At 64.4% G+C, this 15365-nt stretch carries 12 protein-coding genes; 11 read left to right on the forward strand and 1 reads right to left on the reverse strand.

Annotation, left to right across the window (positions count from 1 at the left end; all coding sequences use genetic code 11):
• Positions 1–13: 13 nt before the first annotated feature.
• From murD to lpxC, 9 genes are all read left to right on the forward strand, one after another.
• Positions 14–1360 (forward strand): UDP-N-acetylmuramoyl-L-alanine--D-glutamate ligase, encoded by a 1347-nt coding sequence (murD, locus tag ACKI1H_RS11115; protein WP_440468357.1) that lies wholly within the window; start codon positions 14–16, stop codon positions 1358–1360.
• Positions 1360–2559, forward strand: a complete 1200-nt coding sequence (gene ftsW, locus ACKI1H_RS11120) for a putative lipid II flippase FtsW (RefSeq protein WP_017518101.1) — start codon at positions 1360–1362, stop codon at positions 2557–2559. Before murD ends, ftsW begins: the two co-directional genes overlap by 1 nt.
• The gene (murG, locus tag ACKI1H_RS11125; RefSeq protein WP_440468358.1) at positions 2549–3622 is read left to right on the forward strand and encodes an undecaprenyldiphospho-muramoylpentapeptide beta-N-acetylglucosaminyltransferase; all 1074 of its coding nucleotides are present in this window, start codon (positions 2549–2551) and stop codon (positions 3620–3622) included. Before ftsW ends, murG begins: the two co-directional genes overlap by 11 nt.
• Positions 3615–5072: a UDP-N-acetylmuramate--L-alanine ligase gene (gene murC, locus ACKI1H_RS11130; protein ID WP_440468359.1), complete on the forward strand. Its 1458-nt coding sequence runs from the start codon at positions 3615–3617 to the stop codon at positions 5070–5072. Before murG ends, murC begins: the two co-directional genes overlap by 8 nt.
• Positions 5069–6016, forward strand: coding sequence for a D-alanine--D-alanine ligase (locus ACKI1H_RS11135; protein WP_440468360.1), 948 nt, complete (start codon positions 5069–5071; stop codon positions 6014–6016). The genes murC and ACKI1H_RS11135 overlap by 4 nt, the downstream gene beginning before the upstream one ends.
• Before the next feature lie 3 nt (positions 6017–6019).
• Positions 6020–6883, forward strand: a complete 864-nt coding sequence (locus ACKI1H_RS11140; protein ID WP_138212316.1) for a cell division protein FtsQ/DivIB — start codon at positions 6020–6022, stop codon at positions 6881–6883.
• 21 nt (positions 6884–6904) lie between these two features.
• Positions 6905–8152, forward strand: a complete 1248-nt coding sequence (gene ftsA, locus ACKI1H_RS11145; protein WP_045209630.1) for a cell division protein FtsA — start codon at positions 6905–6907, stop codon at positions 8150–8152.
• Between the two features lie 53 nt (positions 8153–8205).
• The gene (gene ftsZ / locus ACKI1H_RS11150) at positions 8206–9390 is read left to right on the forward strand and encodes a cell division protein FtsZ (RefSeq protein WP_017518095.1); all 1185 of its coding nucleotides are present in this window, start codon (positions 8206–8208) and stop codon (positions 9388–9390) included.
• Between the two features lie 112 nt (positions 9391–9502).
• Complete coding sequence (gene lpxC / locus ACKI1H_RS11155) at positions 9503–10414, forward strand: UDP-3-O-acyl-N-acetylglucosamine deacetylase (protein WP_015475884.1); 912 nt, start codon at positions 9503–9505, stop codon at positions 10412–10414.
• A 69-nt stretch (positions 10415–10483) separates the two neighbouring features.
• On the opposite strand, the gene ACKI1H_RS11160 is transcribed toward lpxC, so the two are convergent.
• Positions 10484–10951: a DUF721 domain-containing protein gene (locus ACKI1H_RS11160; protein ID WP_138521327.1), complete on the reverse strand. Its 468-nt coding sequence runs from the start codon at positions 10949–10951 to the stop codon at positions 10484–10486.
• A gap of 290 nt (positions 10952–11241) precedes the next feature.
• On the opposite strand from ACKI1H_RS11160, the gene secA reads away from it, so the two are divergent.
• Together secA and argJ are read left to right on the forward strand one after the other, a co-directional pair.
• A complete protein-coding gene (gene secA, locus ACKI1H_RS11165; RefSeq protein WP_440468361.1) occupies positions 11242–13992 on the forward strand; it encodes a preprotein translocase subunit SecA in 2751 nt (916 codons plus the stop codon).
• Between the two features lie 108 nt (positions 13993–14100).
• Positions 14101–15318: a bifunctional glutamate N-acetyltransferase/amino-acid acetyltransferase ArgJ gene (gene argJ, locus ACKI1H_RS11170; RefSeq protein ID WP_138521331.1), complete on the forward strand. Its 1218-nt coding sequence runs from the start codon at positions 14101–14103 to the stop codon at positions 15316–15318.
• The last annotated feature ends 47 nt before the right edge of the window (positions 15319–15365 follow it).

Here is a 15365-nt window from a genome sequence, read left to right on the forward strand (position 1 = left end):
GGACTGATCGAGCATGAGCCTGATCGCTTCCGACCAATTCCGCATCGTTGTCGGCCTCGGCAAGAGCGGCATGTCCCTGGTGCGCTACCTGGCGCGCCAGGGCGTGCCGTTTGCCGTGGCCGATACGCGCGCGAATCCGCCGGAGCTGGCGACCCTGCGCGAGCTGTACCCGCAGGTCGAGGTGCGCTGCGGTGACCTCGACGCCGATTTCCTCTGTCGTGCACAGGAGCTCTACGTGAGCCCCGGCCTGTCGCTGCGCGTGCCGGCGCTGATCGAAGCTGCTGCCCGTGGCGTGCGCATGTCCGGCGACGTGGACCTGTTCGCGCGTCACGCGAAGGCGCCGATCGTCGCCATCACCGGTTCCAACGCCAAGAGCACCGTCACCACCCTGGTGGGCGACATGGCCAAGGCAGCCGGCAAGCGCGTCGCCGTTGGCGGCAACCTCGGCACCCCGGCGCTGGACCTGCTGGCCGATGACGTCGAGCTGTATGTGGTGGAGCTGTCCAGCTTCCAGCTGGAGACCTGCGAGCGTCTGAACGCCGAGGTCGCCACCTGCCTCAACGTCAGCGAAGACCACATGGACCGCTATGACGGCATGGCCGATTACCACCTCGCCAAGCACCGCATCTTCCGCGGCGCCAAACAGGTCGTGGTGAATCGTGCCGACGCGTTGAGCCGCCCGCTGATCGCTGACAACGTGCCGTGCTGGACCTTCGGTATCAACAAGCCGGACTTCAAGGCCTTCGGCCTGATCGAAGAGGACGGAGAGAAGTGGCTGGCCTTCCAGTTCGACAAGCTGATGCCGGCGCGCGAGCTGAAGATCCGTGGTGCGCACAACCAGTCCAACGCCCTGGCCGCGCTGGCGCTGGGGCATGCCGTTGGCCTGCCGTTCGAGTCGATGCTTCAGACCCTGCGTGAGTTCGCCGGTCTCGCCCACCGCTGCCAGTGGGTTCGCGAGCGCAATGGCGTGAACTACTACGACGACTCCAAGGCCACCAACGTCGGTGCTGCCCTGGCTGCCATCGAAGGCCTGGGAGCGGATATCGACGGCAAGCTGGTGCTGATCGCCGGTGGCGACGGCAAGGGTGCCGACTTCCACGACCTGCGTGAGCCGGTCGCGCAACATTGCCGCGCCGTGATGCTGCTGGGCCGCGACGCCGAGCTGGTGGGCGCTGCCATTGGCAACGTCGTGCCCAAGGTTCGCGTGAATACCCTCGAAGAAGCTGTCGAGCATGCCAGCGATCTGGCCCTGCCGGGCGACGCGGTACTGCTGTCGCCAGCCTGCGCGAGCCTGGACATGTTCAAGAACTACGAAGAACGCGGACGCCTGTTCGCCAAGGCCGTGGAGGAGCTCGCCTGATGTTCTCCTTCCTGCGCCCGTACCCGTCCCCGCTGATCAGCCGCAACGGCATCGACATCGACTTCCCGCTGCTTGCGGGTTGTCTGGCGCTGCTCGGCCTCGGCCTGGTGATGGTCACTTCGGCATCCTCCGAAGTCGCCGCGGCGCAGTCCGGCAACCCGCTGTACTTCTCGGTCCGTCACCTGATCTATCTCGCCATCGGCTTCGTCGCCTGCGGCGTGACCATGATGGTGCCGATGGAAACCTGGCAGCGCTGGGGCTGGAAGCTGCTGGCCGTGGCCTTTGTGCTGCTGGTGATGGTGATCACCCCCGGCATCGGTCGCGAAGTGAACGGTTCCATGCGCTGGATCGGCTTCGGCCTGTTCAACATCCAGCCCTCGGAGATCGCCAAGGTCTTCGTGGTGATCTTCATGGCTGGCTACCTGGTTCGCCGCCAGGAGGAGGTACGCGAAAGCTGGCTGGGCTTCTTCAAGCCGTTCGTGGTGCTGCTGCCCATGGCCGGCCTGCTGCTGCGCGAGCCGGACTTCGGCGCCACCGTGGTGATGATGGGCGCGGCCGCCGCGATGCTGTTCCTCGGCGGTGTGGGCCTGTTCCGCTTCGGTCTGATGGTCGCGCTGGCGGTCGGCGCCGTGGTGCTGCTGATCCAGACCCAGCCTTACCGGATGGCGCGTCTGACCAACTTCACCGATCCTTGGGCCGACCAGTTCGGCGCGGGCTACCAGCTCAGCCAGGCGCTGATCGCCTTCGGCCGCGGCGGCTGGACCGGCATGGGCCTGGGCAACAGCATCCAGAAGCAGTTCTACCTGCCCGAGGCGCACACCGACTTCGTGTTCGCGGTCCTCGCCGAAGAGCTGGGCATCGTCGGCGCCATGGCCACCGTGGCCCTGTTCGTCTTCGTCAGCCTGCGCGCGCTGTACATCGGTATCTGGGCCGAGCAGTCGAAACAGTACTTCTCCGCCTACGTCGCCTACGGACTGGCTTTCCTGTGGATCGGCCAGTTCCTGATCAACGTGGGAGTGAACGTCGGCCTGCTGCCGACCAAGGGCCTGACCTTGCCGTTCCTCAGCTACGGCGGCAGTTCCCTGGTGATCTGCTGTGCCCAGCTGGGGATGCTGCTGCGCATCGAATGGGAGCGCCGCACCGTGATGGGCAGCGAGGAATATGAATTCAGCGAAGAGGACTTTGCCGATGAAAGGTAACGTCCTGATCATGGCGGGCGGCACCGGCGGACACGTGTTCCCGGCCCTGGCCTGCGCCCGTGAGTTCCAGGCACGCGGTTACAGCGTGCACTGGCTGGGCACCCCACGTGGTATCGAAAACGATCTGGTACCCAAGGCCGGCCTGCCGCTGCACCTGATCAACGTCAGCGGCCTGCGTGGCAAGGGCCTCAAGTCCCTGCTGCGAGCGCCGTTCGATCTGCTCAAGTCGCTGTTCCAGGCCCTGGGCGTGGTGCGCCAGCTCAAGCCGGTCTGCGTGCTCGGCCTGGGTGGCTACGTCACCGGTCCGGGCGGCCTGGCTGCCAAGCTGTCCGGCGTGCCGCTGGTGATCCATGAGCAGAACGCCGTCGCCGGCACCGCCAATCGCAGCCTCGCGCCGCTGGCCAAGCGTGTCTGCGAAGCCTTCCCGGATACCTTCGACAGCAGCGCCAAGCGCCTGACCACTGGCAACCCGGTGCGCGCTGAACTGTTCCTGGAGGAGGACGCCCGTGCGCCGTTGGCTGGTCGTCGCGTCAACCTGCTGGTGCTGGGTGGCAGCCTGGGCGCCGAACCACTGAACAAGCTGCTGCCCGAAGCGCTGGCGCAGGTGCCGGCTGAGATTCGCCCGGCCATTCGCCATCAGGCCGGTCGTCAGCATGACGAAATTACAGCGGAGCGTTATCGCACTGCGGGTGTCGAAGCGGACGTAGCTCCGTTCATCGCAGACATGGCCGCTGCCTACGCCTGGGCCGATCTGGTGATCTGCCGCGCCGGAGCGCTGACCGTGAGCGAGCTGACTGCCGCCGGCCTGCCGTCCTTCCTGGTGCCGCTACCCCATGCGATCGACGACCACCAGACCAAGAACGCCGAATTCCTGGTGCGGGAGGGCGCGGCCCTTCTGCTGCCACAGAAATCTACCAGCGCCGCCGAACTGGCCGCGCAGTTGTCCGAGGTATTGATGCATCCCGATTCCCTGACCCGCATGGCCGCTCGCGCACGCAGCCTGGCCAAGCCCGAGGCTACCCGCACGGTAGTCGATGCCTGCCTGGAGGTGGCCCGTGGTTAAAGAACCCACCGGCGTCACCCGCACCATGCGGCGCATCCGCCGCATCCACTTCGTCGGCATCGGTGGCGTGGGCATGTGCGGTATCGCGGAAGTGCTGCTCAACCTCGGCTACGAAGTCTCCGGCTCCGACCTCAAGGCGTCGCCGGTTACCGAGCGCCTGGAAAAATTCGGCGCGGAAATCTTCATCGGCCACCGCGCGGAGAACTCCGACGGCGCCGACGTGCTGGTGGTATCCAGCGCGGTGAACAAGTCGAACCCGGAAGTTGCCGCTGCGCTGGATCGCCGCGTGCCGGTCGTGCCGCGTGCCGAGATGCTCGCCGAGCTGATGCGCTACCGCCACGGTATCGCCGTAGCCGGTACCCACGGCAAGACCACCACCACCAGCCTGATCGCCTCGGTATTCGCTGCCGGCGGCCTGGACCCGACCTTCGTCATCGGCGGCCGCCTGAACGCCGCCGGCACCAACGCGCAGCTGGGTACCAGCCGTTACCTGGTGGCCGAGGCGGACGAGAGCGACGCCAGCTTCCTGCACCTGCAGCCGATGGTCTCGGTGGTCACCAACATCGACGCCGACCACATGAGCACCTACGGCGGCGACTTCAACAAGCTCAAGCGCACCTTCGTCGACTTCCTGCACAACCTGCCGTTCTACGGCCTGGCCGTGGTCTGTGTGGACGACCCGGTCGTGCGCGAGATCCTGCCGCAGGTCGCCCGCCCCACCGTCACTTACGGCCTGAGCGAGGACGCCGACGTCCGCGCCATCAACATCCGCCAGGAAGGCATGCGTACCTACTTCACCGTGCTGCGCCCCGAGCGCGAGCCGCTGGACGTTTCGGTGAACATGCCCGGCCTGCACAACGTGCTGAACTCCCTGGCGACCATTGTCATTGCCACCGACGAGGGCATCTCCGATGAGGCCATCGTCCAGGGCCTGTCCGGTTTCCAGGGCGTCGGCCGACGCTTCCAGGTCTACGGCGACCTGCAGGTGGAAGGCGGCAGCGTGATGCTGGTCGACGACTACGGCCACCACCCGCGCGAAGTCGCGGCGGTGATCAAGGCCGTGCGTGGTGGCTGGCCGGAGCGCCGTCTGGTGATGGTCTACCAACCGCACCGCTTCAGCCGTACCCGCGATCTGTATGACGACTTCGTGCAGGTGCTGGGCGAAGCCAACGTGCTGATGCTGATGGAGGTCTACCCGGCCGGCGAAGAGCCGATCCCCGGCGCCGACAGCCGTCACCTGTGCCACAGCATCCGCCAGCGCGGCCAGCTCGACCCGATCTATCTGGAGCGTGGCGGTGACCTCGCTTCTCTGCTCAAGCCGCTCCTGCGTCCGGGCGACATCCTGCTCTGCCAGGGCGCCGGCGATATCGGCGGGCTGGCTCCGGCACTGATCAAGAATCCGATGTTCGGCGCCGCTGCTGCTGCTGGCGTCGAGGGGAAGAAGCAATGAGTGACGCCCTCAAATCCGCCCTCGAGCCCCGCGCCTTCGGTCGCGTCGCTGTGCTGTATGGCGGCAAGAGCGCCGAGCGCGAGGTGTCGCTGAAGTCCGGCGCCATGGTCCTGCAGGCTCTGCAGGGCGCGGGCGTGGACGCTTTTGGCATCGATGTGGGCGACGATCTGCTGGAGCGTCTGACCCGCGAGAAGATCGACCGTGCCTTCATCATCCTCCACGGCCGTGGCGGTGAAGACGGCACCATGCAGGGTCTGCTGGAAATCGCCGGCATTCCCTACACCGGCAGCGGCGTGCTCGCGTCCGCCCTGGCCATGGACAAGCTGCGCACCAAGCGTGTCTGGCTGAGCCTCGGCTTGCCGACGCCCGACCACGCCGTGCTCGCCAGCGAGGACGATTGCCGTGCCGCGGCTGCGAAGCTGGGTTTCCCGCTGATCGTCAAGCCGGCCAGCGAAGGTTCGAGCATCGGCATGGCCAAGGTGAACAGCGAGCAGGAGCTGATCGCCGCCTGGACCGTCGCCGCGAAATACGACCCGCAGGTGCTCGTCGAGCAATGGATCAGCGGCCCCGAGTTCACCGTCGCGATCCTTCGTGGCCAGGTGCTGCCGCCCATTCGCCTGGGCACCCCGCACACCTTCTATGACTACGACGCGAAGTACCTGGCCAACGATACCCAGTACCAGATTCCCTGCGGCCTCGACGCCGACAAGGAGCAGGAGCTCAAGGACCTGACCGCGCGCGCCTGCGATGCCCTCGGCATCCAGGGCTGGGGTCGGACCGATGTGATGCAGGACGCCCAAGGGCGTTTCTGGCTGTTGGAAGTGAACACCGCACCGGGCATGACCGACCACAGCCTGGTGCCCATGGCCGCGCGCGCGGCCGGCCTGGATTTCCAGCAACTGGTGCTGGCGATCCTCGCCGACAGCGTCGAGGCAAGGGGGTAAGTCATGAACGGCGCGCAGCTTCGTCACCAGAATCCCGGAATCGGCCGTGCCCCCGCACGCAAGCCGGTGCCGCGCGGCGCCAGCCGTCTGGTGGCCAAGGAGCCGCTCAGCGCTCGCATGCCCAAGCCCAGCTTCGGCTTCCTGAAGGTGCTGCTGTGGCCTCTGGTGCTGGGCGTGCTCGGCGGCGGTGCTTACTACGGCGCGCAATACGTGCTGCCCTATGCCGACCGCCCGATTGCCAAGGTCAGCGTGGAAGGCGACCTCAGCTACATCAGCCAAGCGGCGGTGCAGCAGCGGATCAGCCCCTACGTGTCGGCCAGCTTCTTCACCATCGACCTGGCCGGCATGCGTCAGGAGCTGGAGCAGATGCCCTGGATCGCCCATGCCGAAGTGCGCCGCGTTTGGCCTGATCAGGTGGTTGTGCGCCTGGACGAGCAATTGCCCATCGCCCGTTGGGGTGACGAAGCCCTGCTGAACAACCAGGGTCAGGCTTTTGCCCCGCGTGAAGTGGCCAACTACGAGCACCTGCCGCGCCTGTCGGGCCCGCAGCGCGCTCAGCAGCAAGTGATGCAGCAATACCAGATTCTCAGCCAGATGCTCCGCCCGCTGGGCTTCACCATCGCCAGCCTGGACATGAGCTCTCGCGGCGCCTGGACCCTGGGCACCGCGCAGGGCGTGGAGATCATGCTGGGCCGCGATCACGCGGTAGAACAGATTCGCCGGTTCGTGACCATCTACGACAAGGCGCTGAAAGACCAGATTACGAAAATTGCCCGCATCGACATGCGCTACCCCAACGGCCTGGCCGTGGGTTGGCGCGATCCGATGCCGGAAGCGACGGTGGCTCAGACCACCGCCGCGCAGTGAGTTGAGGAGACTTCTATAAACATGGCAAGCGTGCAGAGCGGCAAAATGGTCGTTGGCCTGGACATCGGTACCTCCAAGGTGGTGGCGCTGGTGGGCGAGGTGGCGGCTGATGGCAAGCTGGAAATCGTCGGCATCGGGACGCATCCGTCGCGCGGCCTGAAGAAGGGCGTGGTGGTCAACATCGAATCCACCGTGCAATCGATCCAGCGCGCCATCGATGAAGCCCAGCAGATGGCTGGCTGCCGTATCCACTCGGCCTTCGTCGGCATCGCCGGCAACCATATCCGCAGCCTGAACTCCCACGGCATCGTGGCGATCCGCGACCGCGAAGTCAGCGGCGCGGACATCGAACGCGTGCTGGACGCGGCCCAGGCCGTGGCCATCCCGGCCGACCAGCGTGTGCTGCACACCCTGGCCCAGGACTACGTGATCGATAACCAGGAAGGCGTACGCGAGCCGCTGGGCATGTCCGGCGTCCGCCTGGAAGCCAAGGTGCACGTGGTGACCTGCGCCGTGAACGCCGCACAGAACATCGAGAAGTGCGTGCGCCGCTGCGGTCTTGAGGTGGACGACATCATCCTCGAGCAGTTGGCCTCGGCCTACTCCGTGCTCACCGAGGACGAGAAGGAACTGGGCGTATGCCTGGTGGACATCGGCGGCGGCACCACCGATATCGCCATCTTTACCGAAGGCGCCATCCGCCACACGGCGGTGATCCCGATCGCTGGTGACCAGGTCACCAATGACATCGCCATGGCGCTGCGCACCCCGACTCAGTACGCTGAGGAAATCAAGATTCGCTACGCCTGTGCACTGGCCAAACTGGCCGGCCCCGGCGAAACCATCAAGGTGCCCAGCGTCGGTGATCGTCCGCCGCGGGAACTGTCGCGCCAAGCGCTTGCCGAAGTGGTCGAGCCTCGCTACGACGAGCTCTTCACCCTGGTTCAGGCAGAGCTGCGTCGCAGTGGCTACGAGGACCTGATTCCAGCCGGGATCGTCCTGACCGGTGGCACTTCCAAGATGGAAGGCGCCGTCGAGCTGGCCGAAGAGATCTTTCACATGCCGGTGCGCCTGGGCGTACCCCACAGCGTCAAGGGACTGGCCGACGTCGTGCGCAATCCAATCTATTCCACCGGTGTGGGGCTGCTCCTGTACGGACTGCAAAAGCAATCCGACGGCATCTCCATGTCCGGCAGCAGCTTCAGCAGCGACGAACCCAAGACACCGGTACTGGAAAAGCTCAAACGCTGGGTCCAGGGCAATTTCTGATTTACCACCGCGGTAAACGTAGGCAACACAACTAGAAAGGAAGGAGAGGGGAAATGTTTGAACTGGTAGATAACGTCCCGCAAACAGCAGTCATCAAAGTGATCGGCGTGGGTGGCGGCGGCGGCAACGCCGTGAACCACATGGCCAAGAACAACGTTGATGGCGTCGAATTCATCTGTGCCAACACCGATGCGCAGGCGCTGAAGAACATCGCCGCGCGCACCGTGCTGCAACTCGGCCCGGGTGTGACCAAGGGTCTGGGCGCTGGCGCCAACCCTGAAGTAGGCCGCCAGGCCGCCATCGAGGACCGCGAGCGTATCGCCGAAGTCCTGGAAGGTGCCGACATGGTCTTCATCACCACCGGCATGGGTGGCGGTACCGGTACCGGTGCTGCGCCGATCATCGCCGAGGTTGCCAAGGAAATGGGCATCCTCACCGTGGCCGTGGTCACCCGTCCCTTCCCGTTCGAAGGTCGCAAGCGCATGCAGATCGCCGACGAAGGCATCCGCTCGCTGGCGGAAAGCGTCGACTCGCTGATCACCATCCCGAACGAAAAACTGCTGACCATCCTGGGTAAGGACGCGAGCCTGCTGGCCGCCTTCGCCAAGGCTGACGATGTGCTGGCCGGTGCCGTTCGCGGTATCTCCGACATCATCAAGCGCCCGGGCATGATCAACGTCGACTTCGCCGACGTGAAAACCGTCATGAGCGAAATGGGCATGGCCATGATGGGTACCGGTTGCGCCAGCGGCCCGAACCGCGCTCGCGAAGCGACCGAAGCCGCGATCCGCAACCCGCTGCTGGAAGACGTCAACCTGCAGGGCGCCCGCGGCATCCTGGTCAACATCACCGCCGGTCCGGACCTGTCCCTGGGCGAGTACTCCGACGTGGGTAACATCATCGAGCAGTTCGCTTCCGAGCACGCCACTGTGAAAGTGGGCACCGTGATCGATCCGGACATGCGCGACGAGCTGCACGTGACCGTGGTCGCCACCGGTCTGGGCGCGCGCCTGGAGAAGCCGGTCAAGGTCGTCGACAACACCGTTCAGACCCAGGCCGTCAGCACCCAGGCTCCGGTTCAGCGCGAGCAGCAGTCGGTGAACTACCGTGACCTGGACCGTCCGACTGTCATGCGCAACCAGAACCACGGCGGCGCAGCCACCGCGGCCAAGTTGAATCCGCAGGACGATCTGGACTATCTGGACATCCCGGCCTTCCTGCGTCGTCAGGCCGATTGAGTCGATTTATCAGGAGTATCAATGTGATTGGTGTTCAGCAAAGGGCGGTTCTGCTATCATCGCCGCCCATTGTTGACAACAGTTCGCAACTTGCGCGAAAGCGGCCAAAGCCATGATCAGACAACGCACCTTGAAGAACATCATCCGGGCGACCGGTGTCGGCCTGCACTCCGGGGAGAAGGTTTACCTGACCCTGAAGCCGGCTCCCGTCGATACTGGCATCGTGTTCTGCCGGGCTGACCTCGACCCTGTGGTGGAAATTCCTGCCCGGGCCTCGAACGTCGGCGAAACCACCATGTCGACCACCCTGATCAAGGGTGACGTCAAAGTGGATACCGTGGAGCATCTGCTTTCGGCCATGGCCGGCCTCGGAATCGACAACGCCTATGTCGAGCTGTCCGCGTCGGAAGTACCGATCATGGACGGCAGCGCGGGTCCCTTTGTATTCCTGATCCAGTCCGCTGGCCTGCAAGAGCAGGAAGCGGCCAAGAAGTTCATCCGCATCAAGCGCGAAGTGACGGTGGAAGAGGGCGACAAGCGCGCCACCTTCGTTCCGTTCGACGGCTTCAAGGTGAGCTTCGAGATCGATTTCGATCATCCGGTCTTCCGTGGTCGCACCCAGAAAGCCGTGGTGGATTTCTCCAGTACTTCCTTCGTGAAGGAAGTCAGCCGCGCCCGTACCTTCGGGTTCATGCGCGACATCGAGATGCTGCGTTCCCAGAACCTGGCTCTGGGTGGCAGCGTGGAGAACGCCATCGTGGTCGACGAGTATCGAGTGCTCAACGAAGATGGTCTTCGTTACGAGGACGAGTTCGTCAAGCACAAGATCCTGGACGCCATTGGTGACCTGTACCTGCTGGGTAACAGCCTCATCGGCGAGTTCATCGGCTACAAGTCCGGTCACGCCCTGAACAACCGTCTCCTGCGTACCCTCATCGCAGACAAGGACGCTTGGGAAGTGGTGACCTTCGAGGACGCCAAGACTGCGCCGATCTCCTATATGCGACCCGCTGCGGCCGTATAAGGAAACCTCCTCCTTTCAGCTACAACTTTCAAAGGCCACCTTCGGGTGGCCTTTTTTTATACCCGCTATTTACTCCTCGCCTGGCTCCGCTGATTTCCGGCTACGGCTGGCGAGTCGCTCGAGGGCGGCCTTGAGTTGCGGATTGCTGATGCCTTCGGCGGCTTCGTGGAGGGTGGCGGAGGCAGACTCGGTGATGCGGTTGGTGTTCACACGGGTTGGCGCCTGGATCGCCGGTTGCACCTTGAACAGGATGCGCGCCAGGCCCCTGAACTCCTCGAACGCGGCCAGTTGCCGCAGTAGGCGGTTCTGCTGGTAGCGCAGGCGCGTGGCCCAGTGGCCGTCGGTGACGACCAGCAGCAGACTGCCTTCTCGCCAGGAGGCGACACGGCAGTAAGGGCGCGCGGCGGGCTGCAGTTGCGAGTCGAGCAGTTCCTGCAGGCGCGAGAGGCGCTGTGCCTGGGCGAACAGCGACTGCAGCGGCTTGGCTTCACGCAGCAGCTTGGTCATCGCCTTGGCGGGCAGGGGGCGGAAGGCCATGGGGGGCAACCGGGAGTGAATGAAGAGGGATGGTAACAGATGCGCTCAGGGCCAGATGCCACCGTCCGCCCTTGAAGTTGCCCGGCTGCGTCACCATATCACCCACTCGGATTCAAAGTTGTCCGCCCATGCATTGCTCCCAAGCTCGCAGAATGCGAAGCTTCGGAGGATGACTTCGGCACTTTTTTCCCGGAAGTTTCCGGGTAGAATGCCCGCTTCATTGCCGTTCCGCGCCGCGGCCAGCCAGTCGGGCAGCCCTCCAATTCTCCAGTTCGGATGACCCAGTCGATATGTTTGCGCCTTTGTTGAAAAAACTCTTTGGAAGCAAGAACGAGCGCGAAGTGAAGCGCATGGCCAAGCAGGTCCAGGCCATCAATGCACTCGAGCCCCAGATGGTCCCGCTTTCCGATGAGCAACTGAAGGCCAAGACCGAAGAGTTCAAGGCACGTGTCGCCAAGGGTGAAACCCTCGACCAGATCCTTCCGGAAGCCTTCGCCGTAGCTCGCGAGGCCGGCAAGCGCGTGATGGGCATGCGCCACTTCGATGTCCAGCTGATCGGCGGCATGTCCCTGCACGAAGGCAAGATCGCCGAAATGCGTACCGGTGAGGGCAAGACCCTCGTAGGTACCCTGGCCGTCTACCTGAACGCCCTGTCCGGCAAAGGCGTGCACGTGGTCACCGTGAACGATTACCTGGCCCGCCGCGACGCCAACTGGATGCGTCCGCTGTATGAGTTCCTCGGCCTGACTGTCGGCATCGTCAGCCCGTTCCAGCCGCCGGAAGAGAAGCGCGCTGCCTACGCTTCCGATATTACCTACGGCACCAACAACGAATTCGGTTTCGACTACCTGCGCGACAACATGGCGTTCAGCCTGGAAGACAAGTTCCAGCGTGAACTGAACTTCGCCGTGGTCGACGAAGTGGACTCCATCCTCATCGACGAGGCACGGACTCCGCTGATCATCTCCGGCCAGGCCGAAGACAGCTCCGAGCTGTACATCAAGATCAACAAGCTGATCCCGCGCCTGAAGCGTCACATCGAGGAAGTCGAAGGCCAGGTGACCCAGCAGGGCCACTACAGCATCGACGAGAAGACCCGCCAGGTCGAACTCAACGAACAAGGTCATGCCTACGTCGAGGAACTGCTGACCCAGAACGGCCTGCTGGCCGAGGGTGAGAGCCTCTACTCCGCGCACAACCTCAGCCTGCTGACCCACGTCTATGCCGCGCTGCGCGCCCACACCCTGTTCCACCGCAACGTGGAATACATCGTCCAGGGCGACCAGGTCCTGCTCATCGACGAGCACACCGGCCGCACCATGCCGGGCCGTCGCCTCTCCGAGGGCCTGCACCAGGCCATCGAGGCGAAGGAAAACCTGCCGATCCAGGCCGAGAGCCAGACCCTGGCTTCGACCACCTTCCAGAACTACTTCCGCCTCTACACCAAGCTGGCCGGCATGACCGGTACCGCCGACACCGAGGCCTTCGAATTCCGCCAGACCTACGGCCTGGACGTGGTGGTGATCCCGACCCACCGTCCGGTTGCCCGTAAGGACTTCAACGACCTGGTCTACCTGACCCAGGACGAGAAGTACGCTGCCATCATCACCGACGTGCAACAGTGCCAGGCGCTGGGCCGTCCGATCCTCGTGGGTACCGCCTCGGTCGAGACGTCCGAGTACGTCTCGCAGTTGCTGCAGAACGCCGGCATTGAGCACAAGGTACTGAACGCCAAGTACCACGAGAAGGAAGCCGAGATCATCGCCCAGGCCGGTCGTCCGGGTGCGGTCACCATCGCCACCAACATGGCCGGTCGGGGTACCGACATCCTGCTGGGCGGCAACTGGGAAGTGGAAGTCGCCGCGCTGGAGAATCCCACTGACGAGCAGGTCGCGCAGATCAAGGCTGACTGGCAGAAGCGCCACCAGCAGGTCATCGAGTCGGGTGGCCTGCATGTGATCGCCTCGGAGCGCCACGAATCCCGCCGTATCGACAACCAGCTGCGCGGCCGTGCTGGCCGTCAGGGCGACCCGGGTTCCAGCCGCTTCTACCTGTCGCTGGAAGACCACCTGATGCGTATCTTCGCCTCCGACCGGGTGAAGAACTTCATGAAGGCCCTGGGCATGCAGCCGGGCGAGGCGATCGAGCACCGCATGGTGACCAACGCCATCGAAAAGGCCCAGCGCAAGGTCGAAGGCCGCAACTTCGACATTCGTAAGCAACTGCTGGAGTTCGACGACGTCGCCAACGAGCAGCGCAAGGTGATCTACCACATGCGCAACACCCTGCTCGCGGCCGACAACATCGGCGAGACCATCATCGAGTTCCGCGAAGAGACCCTGAACAATACCGTCAGCGATCACATTCCGCCGCAATCGTTGCCTGAGCAGTGGGACATCACCGGCCTGGAGATGGCGCTGTACAGCGACTTCGGCCTGAAGCTGCCGATCCAGCAGTGGCTGGACGAAGACGACAAGCTCTACGAAGAGACCCTGCGCGAGAAGATCCTCACCGAACTGGTGGCGGCCTACAACGAGAAGGAAGACATGGCGGGTGCCGAAGCCCTGCGCACCTTCGAGAAGCAGATGCTGCTGCGCGTGCTGGACGACCTGTGGAAGGATCACCTGTCCACCATGGATCACCTGCGCCACGGCATCCACCTGCGCGGCTATGCGCAGAAGAACCCGAAGCAGGAATACAAGCGCGAGTCCTTCAACCTGTTCCAGGAACTGCTCAACTCCATCAAGCGCGACACCATTCGCGTGCTGTCCTTCGTCCAGGTTCGCCGCGAAGACCCGGCCGAGGAAGAAGCCCGTCTGCGCCGCGAAGCGGAGGAAATGGCCAAGCGCATGCAGTTCCAGCACGCCGCCGCGCCGTCGATGGAGCAGGTCACCGCCGATCCGGAAGAGGAAGGCGAACTGCCGGCCGATAACGTGGTGCCGATGGAGCCCATCCGCAACGAACCGAAGATCGGCCGCAATGAGCCGTGCCCCTGCGGTTCGGGCAAGAAGTACAAGCACTGCCACGGTCAGGTGGAATAACACTTCCCGGCCTTGATACCGACGCCGCGACCGGCTCTGCCGCTCGCGGCGTTTTTCTCATTTGATCCACTGATTGAATGATTCACTGACTCGATAGGAGCGCGCCACATGGCTGTTGGTCTCGGCCCCATGTCCACCCTGCACCCGGTCCCCGGTTTCGAACTCGGCATCGCCTCTGCCGGCATCAAGCGACCCGGCCGCAAGGACATCGTGGTGATGCGTTGCGCCGAGGGCTCCACGGTGGCCGGTGTGTTCACTACCAACGCCTTCTGCGCCGCTCCGGTGATCCTGGCGCGCAAGCGCTTCCTGGGCCCGGTGCGCTACCTGCTGACCAACACCGGCAACGCCAACGCGGGCACCGGCGAGCCGGGCCTGGCCAATGCCACCCGTACCTGCGCCAAACTGGCCGAGCTGGCTGGCGTGCCAGAAAACGCCGTGCTGCCATACTCCACCGGCGTGATCGGCGAGCCGCTGCCGGTCGAGAAGATCGAAGCCGCGCTGCCTGCAGCGCTGGCCAACCTGTCTGTGGATAACTGGGCCGACGCCGCTGCCGGCATCATGACCACCGACACCCTGCCCAAGGGCGCCAGCCGCCAGTTCCAGCACGATGGCGTAACCATCACCGTCACCGGCATCAGCAAGGGTGCCGGCATGATCAAGCCGAACATGGCCACCATGCTCGGTTACATCGCCACCGACGCCAAGGTTGCCCAGGGCGTGCTGCAGGACCTGCTGCGCGATGCGTCGAACAAGTCCTTCAACCGCATCACCATCGACGGTGACACCTCCACCAACGACTGCTGCATGCTGGTCGCCACCGGCCAGGCTGCGCTGCCGGAAATCACCGCCGCCACCGGCGCGCTGTTCGCCGCGCTGAAGCAGGCCGTGCTGGACGTCTCCATGGAACTGGCCCAGGCCATCGTCCGTGACGGCGAAGGCGCCACCAAGTTCGTCACCGTGCAGGTGAACGGCGGCGCCACTCATCAGGAGTGCCTGGACGTCGGCTACGCCGTGTCGCACTCGCCACTGATCAAGACTGCGCTATTCGCTTCCGACCCGAACTGGGGCCGCATCCTCGCCGCAGTCGGCCGTGCCGGCGTGCCGGACCTGGATGTGAGCCTGATCGACGTGTTCCTGGACGACGTGGCCATCGCCAGCCGTGGCTGCCGTGCCACCAGCTACACCGAAGACCAGGGCGCGAAAGTCATGGCCCAGGAGGAGATCACCATCCGTATCGATCTCGGCCGCGGCACCTGCAGCGAGACCATCTGGACCACCGACCTGTCCCACGAGTACGTGAAGATCAACGCGGAATACCGCACCTGATCCCGCGCCGGCCCAGGCGCCGGCGCATCGCTTCACTCGGATTCCCG

Source organism: Pseudomonas sp. YH-1 (assembly GCF_051990045.1).
GTDB classification, from domain to species: Bacteria; Pseudomonadota; Gammaproteobacteria; order Pseudomonadales; family Pseudomonadaceae; genus Pseudomonas; species Pseudomonas nicosulfuronedens.

Excerpts from the sequence above, each read along its gene's own strand:
- murD (WP_440468357.1), top strand. The coding sequence starts at position 14 with ATGAGCCTGATCGCTTCCGACCAATTCCGCATCGTTGTCGGCCTCGGC.
- ftsW (WP_017518101.1), top strand. The coding sequence starts at position 1,360 with ATGTTCTCCTTCCTGCGCCCGTACCCGTCCCCGCTGATCAGCCGCAAC.
- murG (WP_440468358.1), top strand. The coding sequence starts at position 2,549 with ATGAAAGGTAACGTCCTGATCATGGCGGGCGGCACCGGCGGACACGTG.
- ACKI1H_RS11135 (WP_440468360.1), top strand. The coding sequence starts at position 5,069 with ATGAGTGACGCCCTCAAATCCGCCCTCGAGCCCCGCGCCTTCGGTCGC.
- ACKI1H_RS11140 (WP_138212316.1), top strand. The coding sequence starts at position 6,020 with ATGAACGGCGCGCAGCTTCGTCACCAGAATCCCGGAATCGGCCGTGCC.
- ftsA (WP_045209630.1), top strand. The coding sequence starts at position 6,905 with ATGGCAAGCGTGCAGAGCGGCAAAATGGTCGTTGGCCTGGACATCGGT.
- ftsZ (WP_017518095.1), top strand. The coding sequence starts at position 8,206 with ATGTTTGAACTGGTAGATAACGTCCCGCAAACAGCAGTCATCAAAGTG.
- lpxC (WP_015475884.1), top strand. The coding sequence starts at position 9,503 with ATGATCAGACAACGCACCTTGAAGAACATCATCCGGGCGACCGGTGTC.
- ACKI1H_RS11160 (WP_138521327.1), bottom strand. The coding sequence starts at position 10,951 with ATGGCCTTCCGCCCCCTGCCCGCCAAGGCGATGACCAAGCTGCTGCGT.
- secA (WP_440468361.1), top strand. The coding sequence starts at position 11,242 with ATGTTTGCGCCTTTGTTGAAAAAACTCTTTGGAAGCAAGAACGAGCGC.
- argJ (WP_138521331.1), top strand. The coding sequence starts at position 14,101 with ATGGCTGTTGGTCTCGGCCCCATGTCCACCCTGCACCCGGTCCCCGGT.